We start from the raw sequence: 17,873 nt of genomic DNA, 5'->3' as shown, positions 1-17,873 counted from the left end.
ACCCGCAGAGCGTGCCGGAGTGGTCGCTCTACGCGTCCGTATCCGGTCGACGATCGCACGATCTCACACCGTCGCCACCCGGTGCCGTGGGTTGCGCCACCGTGGCCGGGCGAGTCGCCAGCGTAGCCGGAGCCGGAGTTCGGCAGGTCAGGCGGCCGGTCGGCCGTGGTGCCGGGGCCACTCGGACGCACCGAGCGTGCTCGGCGCCGGACCCACCAGTTCGACCAGGCGAGCCATGCGACGGGTGCCGTGCAGTCGCAACGCCGGACCGGGGGCCCCGTGTTCCCCGGTCGCGAGCCGCGCCGGGGGAAGACCGGCCCGGGTCGCCGCGGCGATGAGCGGCCCGTGCGTCCACGGCGCGTGCGGGTCGAGCAGCAGAAGGTGCCCGCCGCGCAGGTCACCGACGCCCGCGGCGAGCGCCCAGAGCCGCAGCGCGGCCCCGTCGAGCTGGAAGTCCGGTGGAACCTGCTTGCGGCCGTCGGGGGTGCACCAGGTGCGGGCGAGCGGCACGAGATCGCGCCGGAACGCGCTGCGCATGCCGGACGCGCCCGGCGCCAGGGTGACGCCGCGGGCGGCGGCCAGTGCGGCCAGCGCGCGCTCCCGGCCCTCGAACGGGAGCGGTACGTCGAACCGGGCGGTGTCCCCGGCGCCGAACCGCTCGATCCGCCCGGGCCCGCAGAGCAGCCCGGCCAGGTCGGTCAGCCCGGCCGGCCGGGCCTCCGCGGAGAACAGCGACATCTGCGGCACGCGCCGATCATAGAACGCATGTTCGATCACTGTCACCAGCGCCACGCCGGAGGGTGACGCGTGTGCTCAGCCCGGGGTGGTCAGCTTGTTCAGCTCGCCGCACTTCGGGGCCGTCGCGACCGCCTTGTCCAGGCGCGGGGTGGCTCCGAGCTTGTCCAGGCCCTCGGCGGCACCGATGGTGCGCAGCTTGTCCTCGGCGGACTTCAGCCGTGCCTGGAAGCCGGGCACGTCGTTCGGGTCGGCCTGGTCGACGTCGGTCCGGGCCTGGTCGACGGTCGTCCCGGTCCGGTTCAGCAGGTCGCTGATCGAGGTCTTGAACTGGTCGCCGCCGCTGACCGGGGAGGCGCCGGCATCGGCGAGCTGCTTCTTGCCGTTGTCGATGCCGCCCTTGACGTTGCCGAGGTACTCGGACAGCCGGGTCTTGATGCCGGGCAGGTCGGCGCCGCCGTAGTCGGGCCGGGCGCTGAGCGGCTGGTAGTAGGACAGCAGCGCGCCGCACACGGTGTCGCCCCAGGCGACCGGGTCGGCGCCGACACCCTCGGTGGGGCGCGGAGCCGGGTCCGGCGCGGCCGTGCCGGCGACGGTCTGGGCGCAGCCACCGGCGAGGAGGGTGGCGAGCAGGGCGGGGAGCAGGACCCGTGCGGCACGCGCCGGTCGGGGGGTGGCCATCGTCGGGCTCCAGGGTCGGGGGGCCGTGGGAGCGGGCCCGGAGGTAACGGTCGGGTGACGACGGTAGGACGCCGCCGCAGGTCAGCCGCCGCCACCCTCCCCCGCTGCACCGTTCGGGGCAACACCGGCAGGGCCGTCCGGGGCGGACTGTGATCGAGGCTGCTCGGCCAGACGGGTCAGATCGCCGCAGGCCGCGGACGCCCGGAACGCCGGGCCGAGCTCCGGGTCCCCGGTGACGACGGCGAGCGGACCGGTCGTGCTGCCGAGGCGGGCGACCGGCTCCAGGGCACCCGGCAGGTCCCGCTCGACGGCGGCCGGGTCGGCCGGGTCCAGCGCCCCGACCCGGGAGCGGGCCGAGGAGAACGCGGAGCGGATCTCACCGAGGCCGCCGGCGAGCTCCGCGGCGAGGGTGTCGCCGCCGTCGACGGGCGGTGGGCCGAGCCGGTCCAGGTCACCCAGGGTGCGGTCCACCGCGGAGGTCGTGCGGCCCAGGTAGTCGCCGACGGCCTGCAGCCGCTCGGCGGGTGCCGGGCCGGCCCCCGGCGCCGCGACGGCGGTCTGGACGAACGAGCGGACCGCCGTGCACATCCCCTCGGTCCACTCCGGGACCGTGGGCCCGGGGGAGCCGCACCCCGCGAGGAGGGCGACGGCGAGCGCCGCGCCGATCGTGCCGACCGTCCGCATGGCTCCTCCAACCGGATGATCTCCGCGGTCCGGCCGGGGCAGGGTAGCCGAATCGGGTGACGGCGCACGACGGCCGCTCACCCCGGTCGGGACGAGCGGCCGTCGTGGTCCGCGGATACCGCGTGGCGGGATGCTCCGGTCTAGCCCACCGAGCTCTCGGCCGGAGCGTCGGTGATGGCCGACGTGCGGCGCTTCGACACCACGATCGCCGCCGCGATGATCGCCACCGCGACCAGGGCGATCAGGATCCGGATCACCGGGTTGGCGTCCGGCGTCGAGAGCACCACGATCGCCGGGGCGATCAGCACCGAGACCAGGTTCATGACCTTGATCAGCGGGTTGATCGCCGGACCGGCGGTGTCCTTGAACGGGTCACCGACGGTGTCGCCGATGATCGTCGCCTCGTGGGCGTCGGACCCCTTGCCGCCGTGGTTGCCGTCCTCGACCAGCTTCTTCGCGTTGTCCCATGCCCCACCCGAGTTGGCGAGGAAGATCGCCATCAGGGTGCCGGCCGCGATCGCACCGGCCAGGTAGCCGGCCAGCGGGCCGACGCCGAGGCCGAACCCGACCGCGATCGGGGCGAAGATCGCGAGCAGGCCGGGGGTGGCCAGCTCGCGCAGCGAGTCGCGGGTGCAGATGTCGACGACGCGGCCGTACTCGGGCCGCTCGGTGCCGTCCATGATCCCGGGCTTGGACTTGAACTGGCGGCGCACCTCGAACACGACCGCGCCGGCGGCACGGGTCACGGCATTGACCGCCAGGCCGGAGAACATGAACACCACCGCGGCACCGATGATCACGCCGACCAGGGTGTTCGGGCTGAACACCTCGTAGGCGAAGGCGGTTCCGGCGTCGGCCAGCGCGACCCCGGCGCCGTCGAGCGCCTGGTTGATGGCGTCGCGGTACGACCCGAACAGCGCGGTCGCGGCGAGTACCGCCGTCGCGATCGCGATGCCCTTGGTGATCGCCTTGGTCGTGTTCCCGACGGCGTCGAGCTCGGTGAGGATGTCGACGCCGTCGCCCTCGACGTCGCCGGACATCTCGGCGATGCCCTGCGCGTTGTCCGAGACCGGGCCGAAGGTGTCCATCGCGACGATGACGCCGACGGTGGTCAGCAGGCCGGTACCGGCCAGCGCGACCGCGAAGAGCGAGACGACGATCGAGCCGGACAGCAGGAACGCCCCGTACACCGCGGCCCCGATGACGAGGGCGGTGTAGACCGCGGACTCGAAACCGATCGAGATGCCGGAGAGGATCACCGTCGCGGCGCCGGTGAGGGAGGACTCGCCGACGTCCTTGACCGGGCGGTCCTCGGTGCCGGTGTAGTAGCCGGTCAGCTTGAGGATGACGGCCGCGAGCACGATGCCGATGATCACCGCGGCCGACGCGATCAGGCGCGGGTCACCGGCCAGTGCGGCGACACTGCCGTCGGTCGGGTTCGTCAGCGCGCCGAAGCTCGACGGCAGGTAGACGTACGCGGCGATGATCGACAGCACGCCCGCGAACAGCGCGGACAGGAAGAAGCTGCGGTTGATGGCGCGCAGCGTGTTCTCGCCCTCGCGGGCCTTGGTCAGGTAGACGCCCAGGATCGCGGTGATCACACCGATGGCCGGGACGATCAGCGGGAACAGCAGGCCCTGCAGGCCGAACGCCGCGGTGCCCAGGATCAGGGCGGCGACCAGCGTCACGGCGTAGGACTCGAAGAGGTCGGCGGCCATCCCGGCGCAGTCGCCGACGTTGTCGCCGACGTTGTCCGCGATCGTCGCCGCGTTGCGCGGGTCGTCCTCCGGGATGCCCTGCTCGACCTTGCCGACGAGGTCGGCGCCGACGTCGGCGGCCTTGGTGAAGATGCCACCGCCGACACGCATGAACATCGCGAGCAGGGCCGCGCCGAAGCCGAAGCCCTCCAGGACGCGCGGAGCCTGGCCGGCGTAGACGAGCACGACGATCGCGGCACCGAACAGGCCGAGGCCGACCGTGAACATCCCGACGACGCCGCCGGTCCGGAACGCGATCCGGGTCGCCTTCTCCCGGCCGCCCGGCTCGCGGGCAGCCGCGGCGACCCGGATGTTCGCGCGGGTGGCGAGCCACATGCCGAGATAGCCGATGATCGCGGAGAAGACCGCACCGACGACGAAGAAGATGGACCTGCCGATGCGTTCACCGAGGTCCTCTGCGGGGAGCGCGAAGAGCAGTACGAACACGACCGCGGCGAACACCGCGAGGGTGCGGAACTGGCGGTTGAGGTACGCCGTGGCGCCTTCCTGGACCGCGCGGCCGATCTCCTGCATCTTCGGGGTGCCCTCGCCGTTGGCGAGCACCTCCCTGAGCAGCAGACCGCCGACGGCCAGGGCGACGAGGGCGACCACCGCGACCACACCGACGACGGTGAGGTCTCCCGCACCGAGCTCGAGGCCCTGGGCGAGGGTGGAACCGGACATCCGTCCTCCTGGATCAGCGAAGTTCCACCAGGTCCGCCTCGACGAGCGGGGACGCCACGACGGCGCCCCTGCCGACGACGGCATCACTGGCGTCGACTGGGCCCGGGCCGCGGTGCTCCGCCGTCCGGGCGCGTGCAGTGTAGAAGTGTGTCCGACCACTCAGTGCGACAGGGATCACAACGAATAACGATCCCGGCAAAGTGATCAACGCCACAGAGTTCACGGTGCAATCCGGGAACCCGCAGATCGGTTGAGGCGCAACGGACTCCGGGTCAAGGCCCGCCCGGGGGAACCTGTGGTGGCGCGCGTCCGGGACGCGCCGGCACGCGATTCGAACGTCTGTGCCAACCTGGCCGGTCGTGGGGTCCCCCGAGGAGTGCCTGGACGGGTCGGAGCGCGGAGTCGAGCTGCTCCGCCGCGTCCTCGCGGGCTCCGGCGTGGATCCGGGCCGGGCCGACACGACCTGGCTCGGGCCGGGTGGGACGGAGCCGGAGCCGGGTCCGGAGCCGGGTCCGGAGGCCGGTGCCGGTCCGGAGGCGACCGGGGAGCCCGGCGCCCCTGCGGAGACCGATCCCGGCGACCCGTTGCGGCACGTCGTCCGGATCCCACCGCGCCCGGGCCGCAGCACCGGCTGGCCGGACTGGACGCCGGACGTGCTCCGCTCCGGGTGGGCCGGGCGCGGCGTCGACCGGCCGTGGGCCCATCAGGCCGAGGGGGCGGAGCTCGTGCGGGCGGGGTCGGACGTCGTCGTCGCGACGGGCACGGCCTCGGGCAAGTCGCTGGTCTACCAGCTGCCGGTGCTGACCCGTCTCGTCGAGGACCCGCGGGCCACCGCGCTGTACCTGGCTCCGACCAAGGCGCTCGCCGCGGACCAGCTGCGGGCGCTCGACGACATCGCCCCGGACGGGATCCGGCCGGCCTCGTTCGACGGGGACACCCCGATGGAGGAGCGCGACTGGATCCGGCGGCACTGCCGCTGGATGTTCTCGAACCCGGACATGGTGCACCGGTCGCTGCTGCCGCGGCACGGCCGCTGGTCGACGTTCCTGCGCCGCCTGGAGTTCGTCGTCGTCGACGAGTGCCACACCTACCGCGGGGTGTTCGGCTCGCACGTGGCGTTGCTGCTGCGGCGGCTGTTGCGCGTCGCGGCCCGGTACGGCGCCCACCCGACCGTCGTCCTCGCCTCGGCGACGGTGGCCCGGCCCGCGGAGTTCGCGTCCCGCCTGACAGGACGCGACGTCGTCGCCGTCACCGACGACGGGTCGCCGCACGCGGGCCGGACCGTCGCGTTCTGGGAGCCGCCGCTGCTCGCCGAGATCACCGGCGACAACGGGGCACCGGTCCGCCGGTCCGCCGGGGGCGAAGCCGCAAGGATGCTCGCCGACCTGGTGCTGGAGGACGCGCGGACGCTCGCCTTCGTCCGCTCCCGGCGCGCCGCGGAGCTCACCGCGCTCGGGGCCCGCCGCCAGGTCGCCGACGTCGCACCGGAGCTGGGCGACCGGGTCGCGGCCTACCGGGGCGGCTACCTGCCCGAGGAACGCCGGGCCCTGGAGACAGCGCTGATGACGGGTGAGCTGCTCGGCGTCGCGACGACGAACGCGCTGGAGCTCGGCGTCGACATCTCCGGGCTCGACGCGGTCGTCGTCGCCGGGTTCCCGGGCACCCGGGCGTCGTTCTGGCAGCAGGCGGGCCGGGCGGGCCGCGCGGCCGACGAGGCGCTCGTCGTCCTGGTGGCCCGGGACGACCCGCTCGACACCTATCTCGTGCACCACCCGCAGACCCTGATCGGCGCCCCGGTGGAGAGCTGCGTGCTCAACCCGGTGAACCCGTACGTCCTCGCCCCGCAGCTCGCGTGCGCGGCGGCCGAGCTCCCGCTGACCACCGACGACGTCGACGGGATCTTCGGTGGTGCGCCCGCGGTCGAGGTTCTCGACGCGCTGGTCGAGGAGGGCGTGCTCCGCCGGCGCCCGCACGGCTGGTTCTGGCCGGACACCGGGGACGCCCCGGCGGCGCAGGTCGACATCCGCGGGTCGGGCCTCGGGCAGGTCGCGATCGTCGAGGCGGCCACCGGACGCATGCTCGGCACCGTCGACGGCGGTTCCGCACCGGGCACCGTGCACCCTGGCGCGGTCCACCTGCACCGCGGCGAGAGCTACGTGGTCGACGAGCTCGATCTCGACGGCGGGGTCGCGCTCGTGCACCCGGAGGAGCCGGACTGGCGGACCGAGGCACAGTCGGTGTCCGACGTGACGGTGCTCGAGGTGCTCGAGTCCCGCCGGTACGGCCCGGTGGACGTCTGCTTCGGCGCGACCACGGTCACCAGCCAGGTGGTCGGCTACCGCCGGCGCACCCCGGACGGCACGGTGCTCGACCAGACCCCGCTCGACCTCCCCGCGCAGAGCCTCGACACCCGCTCCGTCTGGTACACGATCGAACCGGACGCCCTGGCCGACGCCGGGATCGACGAGGCGCGCCTCCCCGGTGCGCTGCACGCCGCCGAGCACGCCGCGATCGGGCTGCTCCCGCTGTTCGCGATCTGCGACCGGTGGGACATCGGCGGGCTGTCCACGGCGCTGCACCCCGACACCGGGCTGCCGACGGTGTTCGTGCACGACGGGCACCCGGGCGGCGCGGGCCTCGCCGAGCGCGGCCACGCCGTCCTGGCGCGCTGGCTCACGGCGACCCGCTCGGCGGTACGCGACTGCGAGTGCCGCACCGGCTGCCCGTCGTGCGTGCAGTCGCCCAAGTGCGGCAACGGCAACAACCCGCTCGACAAGACCGGTGCGGTGCAGGTGCTCGACCTGGTCCTGGAGGCGCTCGGGGAGGCCGGCGGGCCGGCCTGAACCGGCTGCCCGACGGGTCCGGGCGGGCGGGCCGGTCGCGACGACGCCGAAGGGTGTGCGTGCGCCGGATCCGGCGAGGCACCGCCGGCCCGCCCGTCGGGGGCGTGGGCAGGCCGGCGGCAACCACGGGCGACGGCGTCGGACGGGGGCGCGTGATGCGCTCCGACGCCATCGCTGCCTGGGGAGCGTGGTCTCTGTGCCGGAGACGGACCGGGCCCTGCCCGTCTCCGCGACTGACTCCAGTAGGCAGCAGGGCGGCGCGGGGTGCCAGTCCCGGGCGCTCCGGCGTCGGCGATCGGTCCGGTCGCGACGACGAAACGGCGCCGGAACCCGGCGTTCGTCCTCACCGGACGTGATGCGGGCGTGCTGCGCTGTTACCCGTCCGTTCACCCAGTGCTGCCGACCGCTCACCGAGAGCATGATCACTTCCTCCTCGTCGTCGTGCCGGTGTCACGGCATCCGAGCCGTCGTCGAGCGGTGCCGGTCCGGCCCGGGCCCGTGCGGTCGCCGGACCGCCGATCGGGAGCAGCCCCGACCACCGGACCCGGGCCTCCACCAGCGCGTCCCAACCGTCGAGGTGGCACGCGGCCACCTCGGCGCCGTTGCGGGCGGCGAGATCGGCGGCCACCCGGCACGCGATCTCGGCCCCCTCCACCGACCGCCCGGCGGCGGCCAGTGCCGACAGGTCCGCTGCGGCGGCCGCGACGTGCCGGGCCCGGACCGCGGCGGCGACGTCGACCCCGACGGCCCCGACGAGCAGCAGCACCGCGGCGGCGGTGGCGGCCCAGACCGAGGCGACGCCCGTGTCGTCGTGGCGGATCCGGTCTGCGGTGCTGAGTGGATGGGCGCCGTGTGGATCGGCGTCGTGTGGATCGGGGCCGAGCGGATCGGCGCTGTGTGGGGCGGCGCTGCGTGGGGCGGCGCCGGACCGGGATCGGGTCCGAGGGCCGCTGCTGTCGGCGGTCATCGGGGTGCCGCCCCTTCCGCCGGGTCCGGGACCGCGGGTGCCCCGGCGGTCTCGTCCCCCGGCCCCGGCTCTGGCCCCGACACCGACGGCGGCGTACGCGGACCGCTCGATGCGGCACTCCCGGTACCGGTGAGCCCCGGCTCCGCGACGGCCGCGGCGGAGCCCGTCACCGAGAGCGGCAGCATCCCGACCGGCCGGATCCGGACCGTCGCGATCACCGTGTCGCCCGCGGTCGGCGTCGCCGCGTGCGGCCTGCCGGACGAGCTCGCGGGCGGCGTCGGTGCACCGCACCCCGGCGGCCACGGCGGCGACGGCGGCCACGGCGGCCGCCGTCACCGCCACGAGGGTGCCGAGTGCCATCGCCGCCTCGACGGTGACCGCGCCGTCGTCACCGGTACACAGGGCGGGACGGTCGGCGGCCGTCCGGCGCCCGGCGTGGGCGTCAGAGCGTCGTCGACAGCGCACGTTGCACGATCCCGGTGAGCGCGGCGAGCACGTCGCCACCGCTGACGATGGCGTACAGCAGGGCGACGAACGCGGCAGCGGCCACGGTGCCGACCGCGTACTCCACCGTGGACATCCCGTCGTCGTCGACGGCGAGTGCGGCCAGGCGGGTGCGCAGGAGGGAACGGGTCATCGGAGTGCTCCTTCGTCGGGGGCCCGCGGACGTGCGGGCCCGGTCGTCGTCCGGTGTCACCACCGGGCGAACGCCTCCCCGGCCAGCCCGATCACGACCGGCACGATGCCGAGGACCAGGAAGGCGGGCAGGAAGCAGAGCCCCAGCGGGGCGGTGATCCGGACGGCGGCGCGCTGGGCGCGTTCCTCCGCCCGGTCGGCGAGGCCGGCCCGCAGCCGTCCGGCCTCCGCGGCCGCGGCCCGGCCGAGTGCGGCACCGGTGCTCGCCGACCGGCCGGCGGGCCGGGCGAACCCGGCCAGCGCCGGAGTGGCGGCCGCGGCGGACCAGGCGTCGTCGGCGTCGGCCCCGAGTGCGAGGAGTCCCGCCACCCGGCGGAGCGCCGCCCCCGCCGACCCGGGGAGCCTGCGGGCGGCCGCCCCGACCGCGTCCGGCACGGTCAGCCCGGCCCCGAGGCAGGTGGCGAGGAGGTCCCAGGCGGCGGCGAGATCGGCCTCGTCGGCCCGGGCGCCCGGGGCGGCGGACGCGCGGCGGACGACCAGCAGCGCCCCGCCCCCGGCGACGGTGCCGACGACCGCCCCGGCCGGACCCGCCACCACCCACCCCAGCGCGGCACCGGCGGGGACGAGTACCGCGAGAACCGCGGTGCGCGGACGTTCCGCGGGCCGGTCGGGACCGGGCCCGCGCAGTGCACGGAGACGGTCACGTGCGGGGCTGCCGGACGAGACCAGCACCGCCGCGGCGACCAGTCCCAGCGCCGTGGCGCTCACGACGGCACCGCCGCGCGCAGGATCCGGTCCGACCAGGCCGTCCCGGCGGCGGTCAGCAGCACGCCGACGGCCAGCAGGACCGGGCCGTGCAGTCCGGAACGGAGCACTGTCAGCGGTGCGATGCCCATGAGCTGACCGAGCCCGATCCCGGCCAGAGGGAGAGCGGTGAGGACGCTCGCGGTGGCGCGTGGCCCGGCGAGCTGTGCCCGGACCCGGGCGCCGTGCGCGATCCGCCACCGGATGTCGTCGAGCAGCCCGCCCAGCAGGTCGGCGAGCGGCGCTCCGTGGCGGTCGGCCAGCTCCCAGGCCGCGGCGATCCGCTCCACGTCGCGGCCGGCCGGCCCGCCGGCGGCGCGCCGCAGTGCCGCGGGTACCGGCTCCCCGATCCGGGCCGCCGCGGCGGCGGGTTCGAGCAGTGCGCGGGCCAGCGGACCGTCGTGCGCCTGCCCGGCCAGCGCCGCCGCGGGATGGGCGCCGGTGCGCAGCTCGTCGGTGATGCGGGCGAGCGCGTCGGCCAGCTCCGCCGCGGCTCCGGCGTGCCGTGCCGCATCCCGCCGCGCGGCGATCCGGCGGCGGACGAACCAGGCCGCCCCGCAGGCGCACACCGCCCCCGCGGGGCCGAGCAGCAGGAACCCCGCACCCGCGGCGACCAGGTAGGTCAGGGCGGCGACCGGAAGTCGTCGCGGCCGGGCCCGTTCCGCACCGGACAGGCGGTGCAGCCGCCGGCGCCCCGCCGAGCCCGGCAGCCCGAGCACCGCCCCGGCGAGCAACAGGAGAGCGAGCCCGGCCCGCGCGCCCGACGGCGCGGACGGGAACGCGGCGGCCGGCACCGACGTCAGCACGGGACACCGATCCCGCGCTCGCGCAGCAGCGCGTGCAGGTCGGGCATCGCCGGGCCCGCGCCGGCTCCCCGGGACCAGGCGGCGTCGACCTGCGGAACGCCGTCGTCGTGCCGGCGGAGCACCCCGATCTCGTCGAGCACCCGGCCCGTGCCCGGCCTGCGGCGCATCTGCAGCACCACCTGGACGGCGGCGGCGAGCTGCCCGTCGAGCGCGGCCGGGGACATTCCGCCGAGCCCGGCGAGGGCGCGCATCCGGGCGGGGATCTCGCGTACGGAGTTGGCGTGCACCGTGCAGGCGCCGCCGTCGTGACCGGTGTTCATCGCGGCCAGGAGGTCCCCGACCTCCGCGCCGCGGACCTCGCCGACGACCAGCCGGTCCGGCCGCATCCGCAACGCCTGCCGGACCAGTTCGCGCAGCGCGACGCCACCGGATCCCTCGATGTTCGGCGGCCGGGCCACCAGGCGGACGACGTGCGGGTGCCGCGGGCGCAGCTCCTCGGCGTCCTCCACGGTGATCAGGCGCTCGCCCGGGGCGACGGCACCCAGCAGCGCGTTGAGCACGGTGGTCTTGCCGCTGCCCGTCCCGCCCGCGACCAGCACCGCGAGCCGGGCCGCGACGATCGCGCGCAGCAGGGCCTCACCGGCCCCGTCGAACGTCCCGGTCCGTCGCAGCGCGGCGAGATCGTGGCTCGCGGGCCGCAGCACGCGCAACGAGATCGCGGTGCCGGCCGCGGCGACCGGCGGTAGGACGGCGTGCAGCCGCACCCCGGCGTCGGCGAGGCGGCCGTCGACGCACGGGCTCGCGTCGTCGAGGCGGCGGCCGGCCGCGAGCGCCAGGCGCTGCGCGAGGCGGCGGACGGCGTCCTCGTCGGGGAACCTGACGGTGCTGCGCCGGAGCCCGTCGCCGCGATCGACCCACACCGCGTCCGGCGCGGTCACCAGCACGTCGGTGGTGGCCGGGTCGCGCAGCAGCGCGTCGAGCGGACCGGCACCGGTGAATTCCTCGCGCAGGGTGCGCAGCGCGGCGAGCACGTCCAGATCGGACGCGACCCCGCCGGACTCGGCACGCACGGCCGCGGCCACGGCGGCGGGCCCGGTGCCTCCGCCGGAGTCCGCGAGCCGGGCTCGGACCCGGTCGACCAGCGGGTTCACGACGCCGCCGCCTTCTCGTGGCCGACTGCGGAGAGCCGTTCGAGGACGGCGCGGGCGGCGGTGGCCAGCGCGCCGCGCCCGGCGCCGGGTGTGCGGCCGCGCTCGAGCGCTCCGGGGAGGTCGCGCTCCGCACGCATGGCGTGCAGGAGCGGGAGCCCGAGCGAGGTGGCCACCTCGTCCGGGGTGATGCCACCCGGCGACGGGCCGCGGACGACGACCTCCACCACCCGGGCGTGCTCGGCGAGCACGTCGGCGACCCGGGCCGCGGCGGCGCCGGCCCGCAGCGCCGCCGGTACGACGAGCACGGTCAGGTCGGCCGCGCCGAGGGCCGCGAGCGCGGCGTCGGTCGGGTAGCGGGGCAGATCGCAGACGACGGTGCCGCCACCCCGGCGACCGGCGTCCAGTACCGCGCCGACGGCCGCCGGTCCGGGCCCGTGCGGGGACCGGGCACAGGACAGCACCGAGAGATCCGACCGTCCGGACACCGTCCGGGGGAGCGCCGCGTGCAGTGCCGCCGCCCGTACCCGGCCGTCGCCGACGGCGAGCTCCGGCCAGCGCAGACCGGCTTCCTGTTCGAGACCGACCAGCAGGTCGAGCCCGCCGCCCAGCGGATCGCAGTCGACGAGCAGCGCCGCCGCCCCCGTCCGGGCGGCCGTGACCGCCACCGCCGTGGCCAGCACCGACGCGCCCGCGCCGCCGCTGCCGCCGACGACCGCGAGCACCCGCCCCGGCCGCCCTCCGGCGGCCGCGCGCTCCCGGGCGTCGGCCAGCAGACCGGTCAGACCGGCCTCGCCGTGCGGCAGCTGCACGACCCGGTCCGCGCCGAGCGCGACCGCGGTCCGCCAGTCCTCGGCGGCCGGTTCACCGGTCACCGCGATGACCACGGTGTCGCGCCGCGGGAAGCCCGCGTCGCGGCAGCGGGCGGCCCCGGCCCGGTCCAGCAGCACGACCGGCGCGCGGGCCCAGGCCCGCCGTGCGTCGGCCGCGTCGACGGCGCGCAACGCGTCCATGTCGGCGGCCGCGGCGAGCCGCAGCAGCGCATCCAGTACGTCGGGATCGTCGGCCACGATCAGGCAGCGCCGGTCCATCGGGTCCCACCTCCACCTGGACCCGCCGATGCGGGCCCGGTGTCGAGCCTGCGGCCGGCGGACCCGACGGGACCGACGAGTCGCGTACCTGTGGACAACTCGTGGACGACCGGCGTCCCTGTGGACGGGCGCCGGCCGGGACGGCGCGACCGTCGGTGGGGTGCGGCAGGATCGGGGCGGGACCCGTCCGGGTCGATCGGCGTCGCACAGCGGACCGCCACACCGAGGACGACCCCCGCCAGGGGGATTGGCGGGGGCCGTCGGTTGGTTCAGCCCCGGGGGGTCGAGCTGAACCCGCTCGGACCATGTCCGAGCTCACCCAACTGTAGCCGCAATCCCGCTGTCACGCCCATACCTCGGCCGTGGACTGCGCCGACCGGTCCCGGCCCGCGCGCAGTGGGACGTCCCGGTCGGGTGAACCGGCCGGGCGACCGGTGAGCGCGTCCGGGCGACCGGTCGCGTACGGCCGGTCACTCCCCGCAGTCGGCCGCGGGCCTGCTCGGACGTCGGCCGACCGGCCGCGGGGCGGGCTGCCCGATCCGGCACGCTGGACCGGTGTCCGCCTTCCCCACACCGGCCGGTCCGCCCGCGGAGCAGGCGAGCGGCGCCCCGGCCGCCGAGCCGCCCCAGGCCGTCTTCCTCGATCTCGACAACACCCTCATCGCGGGTTCGAGCGCCCTGGCGTTCGCCCGGACGTTCGCGCGGCACGGGCTCGTCGACCGGGCCACCGTGGCCCGCGGCGCGTGGGCGCAGCTCCTGCTGGTGCTCTCCGGCGCGGACGCCGCCACGATGGACACCCTGCGCCGCCGGATGACCCTCGTCAGCACCGGCTGGGAGGTCAGCCGGGTCCGTGAGATCGTCGCCGCGACCCTCCAGGAGGTCGTCGGCCCGCTCGTGTACCCGGAGGCCGTCCGGATGATCGAGCGCTACCGCGAGCAGGGCGCGGAGATCGTGCTGCTGTCGGCGTCCGGTCTCGAGGTCGTCGAGCCGATCGCCGGGCTGATCGGGATCGAGCGGTTCCGCGCCAGCACCATGCGGGTCGAGGACGGCCGGTACGCCGGTGAGCTCGAGTTCTACTGCTACGGCGAGGGCAAGGCCCGCGCGGCCCGGGAGATCGCCGCGGAGACCAGCCTCGACCTCGCCCGGTGCGCGGCCTACACCGACTCCGTCACCGACCTGCCGCTGCTCGAGGTGGTCGGGCACCCGTACGTCGTGAACCCGGACCGGGAGCTGCGCGCGATCGCCCGGGAGCGCGGCTGGCCGGTGCTCGCGTTCGTCCGGGCGGCGTCACGGCGGGACCGGTTGTTCCGGCTGCGTGACGCCGTGTCCGACCGCATCGGTGTCGACGCCCGCACGAGGACGGCGGCCACGCCGGTGGTACTCGCCGCCGGCGGGGTGGTCGCGGCGGTCGCCGCCGGGGTCGTCGCGTGGCGCCGGACCCGCTGACCGCGCGGACCCGGATCATCGGAGAGGAGCCGGCGCGACCGCCGTCCGGGCGTCGGACCGGCACGGACGGCCGCCGCTCCCGATCACCCACCGCTGCTGAACCGGTGCACCCCTTCGCGAGGGTTGCCCGCCTCACACCCGCGGGACTAGGAACGACGTCACGGACCCCGGTCAGGCCAGGGGCGGTTCGGAGGAGAAGAGCCCGTCTCCCCGGGCCGGGCTCCGTACGCGAGACCCGAGCACTCCCACGCCGAGCACGCCGCGGGAGGCATGTCGTCGTGGGCCTGCGTTCCGGGACGCCGGGCGCCGAGGCCACCAACCACGACACGTAGTGCACGCCAGGGAGCCGGATCTCGCGTCGGGCCGGGCGGTGCTCCACGACAGGGGCGCCGCCCGGCTCTCGTTCGCGGTGGCTGCGGTCCGGCGGTCCGGCCCGACTCAGCCGGACTGCGCCGCCGCGATCGACAGGCCCTCGCGGCCCCCGGCCTCCCACTCGTCGCAGGTGTGGGCGATCCAGCGGGCGAGCCCGTCGGGTGTGCCGGTGGCGAACGCCTCGGCCGCAGCCCGGTACTCGGACGGCCTGCGGAGGAAGCCGACCTCCGGCACCGAGAGCCCGCGCGGGTCGAGCCCCGACGACATCGCCGTCAACCGGGCCGCCGCGCGCGCGACGACACCGTCGGCCGTGCCGAACGGGCGGAGGGTCAGCAGCTCCCCGTGGACCACCGCCACCAGCACCGGAGCCGGCGCGGTCGTCCCGCCGCCGATCAGGTCGGCGAGCGCGGAGAGCCGCGCCGACGCACCCGGTCGGGGGCGGCCCAGCACCGCCTCGTGCTCGGCCGCCGGCACCAGGTCGGTGGCCGCGAGCACGTGCAGCCGGGCCAGTGCCTGCAGCGGCGCCCGCCCCCACACCTCGAGGAGCCGGGCGCGCTCGTCGGCGATGCGGACCGCGCCGGCCAGCACCGGGTCGGACACGTGGTCGGCCGTCGCCGGGCTCAGCGGCGCGCCGTCCAGCGCCGCCGACGACCGGGCCGCACGCAGTGCCGCCTCGGCCGCCGTCGTCGGCCAGCCGCGCCGGTTCACCGGCTGGTTGTGCACCTCGGTCGTCGCGTCCCGGGCCCGGGCGACCGCCTCGGGTACGCCGGGCAGCGCCGCGAGCGGGGCGAGCGGATCGTCGGTGGAGGTGCGGGCCATGCCGTCATCGTCCCAACCGGTGGCCTACCGTCGGGTAGCGACCCGTCGCCCCGCCCCCCGGCCAGGGGCGGAACCGGACGGGTGAACCGTTCGTCACCCGCAGATCGACCGCTCGTCGGCCGCCGGTCCGCGCCCTCGCCGATGCGTCCCGGGGTCACCCCGCCGGGCGACCCGGGCCGACCTGCACCGATGGTGGGGCCGGCCGGGTCCGTGATCCCTCACCTGTCCCGACAGACGGTGCGGACGCAGGGCGGTTTCACTAGCGTCGGTCCGCACACGTGCGCGCACACCGAGTGCGCCTCTGGCCGATCCCAGGCCCGTTTCACGCCGCGTCGAGGAGGACACGAGGACATGGCCGAGTCCGAGAAGAGCAGCGCCCTGAGCGCACTGTCCACCGAGAGCCGGACGTTCCCGCCGCCGGAGGACTTCGCCGCCCAGGCCAACGCCACCGCCGAGTGGTACGACCGTGCCGATGCCGACCGCGAGGGCTTCTGGGCCGAGCAGGCCGACCGTCTGCACTGGACGAAGAAGTGGGACACCGTCCTCGACTGGCAGCCGCCGTTCGCGAAGTGGTTCGTCGGCGGCGAGCTGAACGTCGCCTACAACTGCGCAGACCGGCACGTCGACGAGGGCAACGGCGACCGGGTCGCGATCCACTGGGAGGGCGAGCCGGGCGACAGCCGCACCATCACCTACGCCGACCTCAAGGCCGAGGTCTCGAAGGCCGCGAACGCGCTCGCGGAGCTGGGCGTCGGCAAGGGTGACCGGGTCGCGATCCAGCTGCCGATGATCCCCGAGGCCGTCGTCTCCATGCTGGCCTGCGCCCGGCTGGGTGCGCTGCACAGCGTCGTCTTCGGCGGGTTCTCGCCGGGCGCGCTGAAGGCCCGCATCGAGGACGCCGAGGCGAAGGTCCTCATCACCTCGGACGGCCAGTACCGCCGGGGCAAGCCCGCCCCGATGAAGGAGAACACCGACCAGGCCGTCGAGGGCACCTCGATCGAGAAGGTCCTCGTCGTCAGGCGGACCGAGACCGAGGTCCCGTGGACCGAGGGCCGCGACGTCTGGTGGCACGACGTCGTCGACGCGGCCTCCGACCAGCACACCCCGGAGTCCTTCGACTCCGAGCACCCGCTGTTCATCCTCTACACCTCGGGCACCACCGGGAAGCCGAAGGGCATCCTGCACACCTCCGGCGGCTACCTGGCGCAGGCCGCGTACACCCACAACGTGGTGTTCGACCACAAGCCGGGCGAGAGCGTCTACTGGTGCACCGCCGACATCGGCTGGGTCACCGGGCACAGCTACATCGTCTACGGCCCGCTCGCCAACGGCGCCACCCAGGTCGTCTACGAGGGCACGCCGAACACCCCGCACGAGGGCCGGCACTGGGAGATCGTCCAGAAGTACGGCGTCTCGATCTACTACACCGCACCCACCCTGATCCGCACGTTCATGAAGTGGGGCGACGACATCCCCGCGAAGTACGACCTGTCGTCGCTGAAGGTCCTCGGCACGGTCGGTGAGCCGATCAACCCGGAGGCCTGGATGTGGTTCCGGGAGAAGATCGGCGGCGAGCGCTGCCCGATCGTCGACACCTGGTGGCAGACCGAGACCGGTGCCCAGATGATCGCCCCGCTGCCGGGCGTCACCTCGACCAAGCCGGGCTCGGCCATGCGGTCGCTGCCGGGCATCTCGGCGACCGTCGTCGACGACTCCGGAACCCCGGTCGGCAACGGCGAGGGCGGCTACCTGGTGCTCGACAAGCCGTGGCCGGCGATGCTGCGCGGCATCTGGGGCGACACCGAGCGCTACAAGGACACCTACTGGTCGCGGTTCGCCGAGCAGGGCTACTACTTCGCGGGTGACGGCGCCAAGTACGACGAGGACGGCGCCATCTGGCTGCTCGGCCGCGTCGACGACGTCATGAACGTCTCCGGCCACCGCATCTCCACCACCGAGGTGGAGTCGGCGCTGGTCAGCCACCCCACGGTGGCCGAGGCGGCCGTCGTCGGCGCGTCCGACGAGACCACCGGCCAGGGCATCGTCGCGTTCGTCATCCTGCGCGGCAGCGCTGCGAAGGACGGCGGCGACGACGCGATCAAGGCGCTGCGCGACCACGTCTCCAAGGAGATCGGCCCGATCGCGAAGCCGCGCCAGATCATGGTCGTCGAGGAGCTCCCGAAGACCCGGTCCGGCAAGATCATGCGCCGGCTGCTGCGCGACGTGGCGGAGAACCGGGAGGTCGGCGACGTCTCGACGCTGGCCGACTCCTCGGTCATGGACCTGATCTCCACCGGGATGAAGGACTCCAAGGAGGAGTGACCCCGGCGATGTGACGCCACGACGGCCCCCGGACGCGACGCGTGTCCGGGGGCCGTCGCGTTCCCGGCACACTGGGGG

At 75.5% G+C, this 17,873-nt stretch carries 14 protein-coding genes; 3 read left to right on the top strand and 11 right to left on the bottom strand.

Annotated elements, in window-relative coordinates; translation table 11 throughout:
- Positions 1–147: 147 nt before the first annotated feature.
- The 4 genes from AD017_RS11495 to AD017_RS11480 form a co-directional block, all read right to left on the bottom strand.
- A complete protein-coding gene (locus AD017_RS11495) occupies positions 148–738 on the bottom strand; it encodes a hypothetical protein (protein WP_227012838.1) in 591 nt (196 codons plus the stop codon).
- Between the two features lie 75 nt (positions 739–813).
- Positions 814–1,416, bottom strand: a complete 603-nt coding sequence (locus AD017_RS11490) for a hypothetical protein (RefSeq protein WP_010240915.1) — start codon at positions 1,414–1,416, stop codon at positions 814–816.
- Between the two features lie 81 nt (positions 1,417–1,497).
- Positions 1,498–2,100: a hypothetical protein gene (locus AD017_RS11485; protein WP_060574219.1), complete on the bottom strand. Its 603-nt coding sequence runs from the start codon at positions 2,098–2,100 to the stop codon at positions 1,498–1,500.
- Positions 2,101–2,240: 140 nt separating this feature from the next.
- Positions 2,241–4,541, bottom strand: a complete 2,301-nt coding sequence (locus AD017_RS11480) for a sodium-translocating pyrophosphatase (protein WP_060574218.1) — start codon at positions 4,539–4,541, stop codon at positions 2,241–2,243.
- 359 nt (positions 4,542–4,900) lie between these two features.
- On the opposite strand from AD017_RS11480, the gene AD017_RS11475 reads away from it, so the two are divergent.
- The gene (locus tag AD017_RS11475) at positions 4,901–7,384 is read left to right on the top strand and encodes a DEAD/DEAH box helicase (RefSeq protein ID WP_060574217.1); all 2,484 of its coding nucleotides are present in this window, start codon (positions 4,901–4,903) and stop codon (positions 7,382–7,384) included.
- A 343-nt stretch (positions 7,385–7,727) separates the two neighbouring features.
- Here AD017_RS11475 and AD017_RS36215 read toward each other — a convergent pair whose 3' ends face one another.
- The 6 genes from AD017_RS36215 to ssd all read right to left on the bottom strand — a co-directional run bounded on the left by AD017_RS36215 (position 7,728) and on the right by ssd (position 12,836).
- Entirely contained in the window at positions 7,728–8,711 is a 984-nt protein-coding gene (locus tag AD017_RS36215) for an Rv3654c family TadE-like protein (protein ID WP_060574216.1), read from the bottom strand.
- 82 nt (positions 8,712–8,793) lie between these two features.
- The gene (locus AD017_RS11465; RefSeq protein WP_060574215.1) at positions 8,794–8,988 is read right to left on the bottom strand and encodes a DUF4244 domain-containing protein; all 195 of its coding nucleotides are present in this window, start codon (positions 8,986–8,988) and stop codon (positions 8,794–8,796) included.
- A gap of 56 nt (positions 8,989–9,044) precedes the next feature.
- Positions 9,045–9,755: a type II secretion system F family protein gene (locus tag AD017_RS11460; RefSeq protein WP_082399181.1), complete on the bottom strand. Its 711-nt coding sequence runs from the start codon at positions 9,753–9,755 to the stop codon at positions 9,045–9,047.
- Positions 9,752–10,597: a type II secretion system F family protein gene (locus AD017_RS11455; RefSeq protein WP_060574214.1), complete on the bottom strand. Its 846-nt coding sequence runs from the start codon at positions 10,595–10,597 to the stop codon at positions 9,752–9,754. The genes AD017_RS11460 and AD017_RS11455 overlap by 4 nt, the downstream gene beginning before the upstream one ends.
- Positions 10,591–11,748 (bottom strand): TadA family conjugal transfer-associated ATPase, encoded by a 1,158-nt coding sequence (locus AD017_RS11450; protein ID WP_060574213.1) that lies wholly within the window; start codon positions 11,746–11,748, stop codon positions 10,591–10,593. The genes AD017_RS11455 and AD017_RS11450 overlap by 7 nt, the downstream gene beginning before the upstream one ends.
- A complete protein-coding gene (gene ssd / locus AD017_RS11445) occupies positions 11,745–12,836 on the bottom strand; it encodes a septum site-determining protein Ssd (protein WP_060574212.1) in 1,092 nt (363 codons plus the stop codon). Before ssd ends, AD017_RS11450 begins: the two co-directional genes overlap by 4 nt.
- Positions 12,837–13,391: 555 nt before the next feature.
- On the opposite strand from ssd, the gene AD017_RS11440 reads away from it, so the two are divergent.
- On the top strand, positions 13,392–14,282 hold the full coding sequence (locus AD017_RS11440; protein WP_060574211.1) for an HAD family phosphatase: 891 nt from the start codon (positions 13,392–13,394) through the stop codon (positions 14,280–14,282).
- Between the two features lie 438 nt (positions 14,283–14,720).
- On the opposite strand, the gene AD017_RS11435 is transcribed toward AD017_RS11440, so the two are convergent.
- Positions 14,721–15,473: a hypothetical protein gene (locus AD017_RS11435; protein WP_060574210.1), complete on the bottom strand. Its 753-nt coding sequence runs from the start codon at positions 15,471–15,473 to the stop codon at positions 14,721–14,723.
- Positions 15,474–15,824: 351 nt separating this feature from the next.
- On the opposite strand from AD017_RS11435, the gene acs reads away from it, so the two are divergent.
- The gene (acs, locus tag AD017_RS11430; protein ID WP_010224454.1) at positions 15,825–17,795 is read left to right on the top strand and encodes an acetate--CoA ligase; all 1,971 of its coding nucleotides are present in this window, start codon (positions 15,825–15,827) and stop codon (positions 17,793–17,795) included.
- The last annotated feature ends 78 nt before the right edge of the window (positions 17,796–17,873 follow it).

Origin of the sequence: Pseudonocardia sp. EC080619-01, from assembly GCF_001420995.1 — a bacterium.
Taxonomy (GTDB): Bacteria; Actinomycetota; Actinomycetes; order Mycobacteriales; family Pseudonocardiaceae; genus Pseudonocardia.
Note: the sequence above shows the minus strand (reverse complement) of the source record. Positions and strands in the feature narration are given on the sequence as shown.

Bases quoted from the DNA above. Each gene is read 5' to 3' on its own strand.
- AD017_RS11495 (WP_227012838.1), bottom strand. From the start codon at position 738: ATGTCGCTGTTCTCCGCGGAGGCCCGGCCGGCCGGGCTGACCGACCTG.
- AD017_RS11490 (WP_010240915.1), bottom strand. From the start codon at position 1,416: ATGGCCACCCCCCGACCGGCGCGTGCCGCACGGGTCCTGCTCCCCGCC.
- AD017_RS11485 (WP_060574219.1), bottom strand. From the start codon at position 2,100: ATGCGGACGGTCGGCACGATCGGCGCGGCGCTCGCCGTCGCCCTCCTC.
- AD017_RS11480 (WP_060574218.1), bottom strand. From the start codon at position 4,541: ATGTCCGGTTCCACCCTCGCCCAGGGCCTCGAGCTCGGTGCGGGAGAC.
- AD017_RS36215 (WP_060574216.1), bottom strand. From the start codon at position 8,711: ATGGCACTCGGCACCCTCGTGGCGGTGACGGCGGCCGCCGTGGCCGCC.
- AD017_RS11465 (WP_060574215.1), bottom strand. From the start codon at position 8,988: ATGACCCGTTCCCTCCTGCGCACCCGCCTGGCCGCACTCGCCGTCGAC.
- ssd (WP_060574212.1), bottom strand. From the start codon at position 12,836: ATGGACCGGCGCTGCCTGATCGTGGCCGACGATCCCGACGTACTGGAT.
- AD017_RS11435 (WP_060574210.1), bottom strand. From the start codon at position 15,473: ATGGCCCGCACCTCCACCGACGATCCGCTCGCCCCGCTCGCGGCGCTG.
- acs (WP_010224454.1), top strand. From the start codon at position 15,825: ATGGCCGAGTCCGAGAAGAGCAGCGCCCTGAGCGCACTGTCCACCGAG.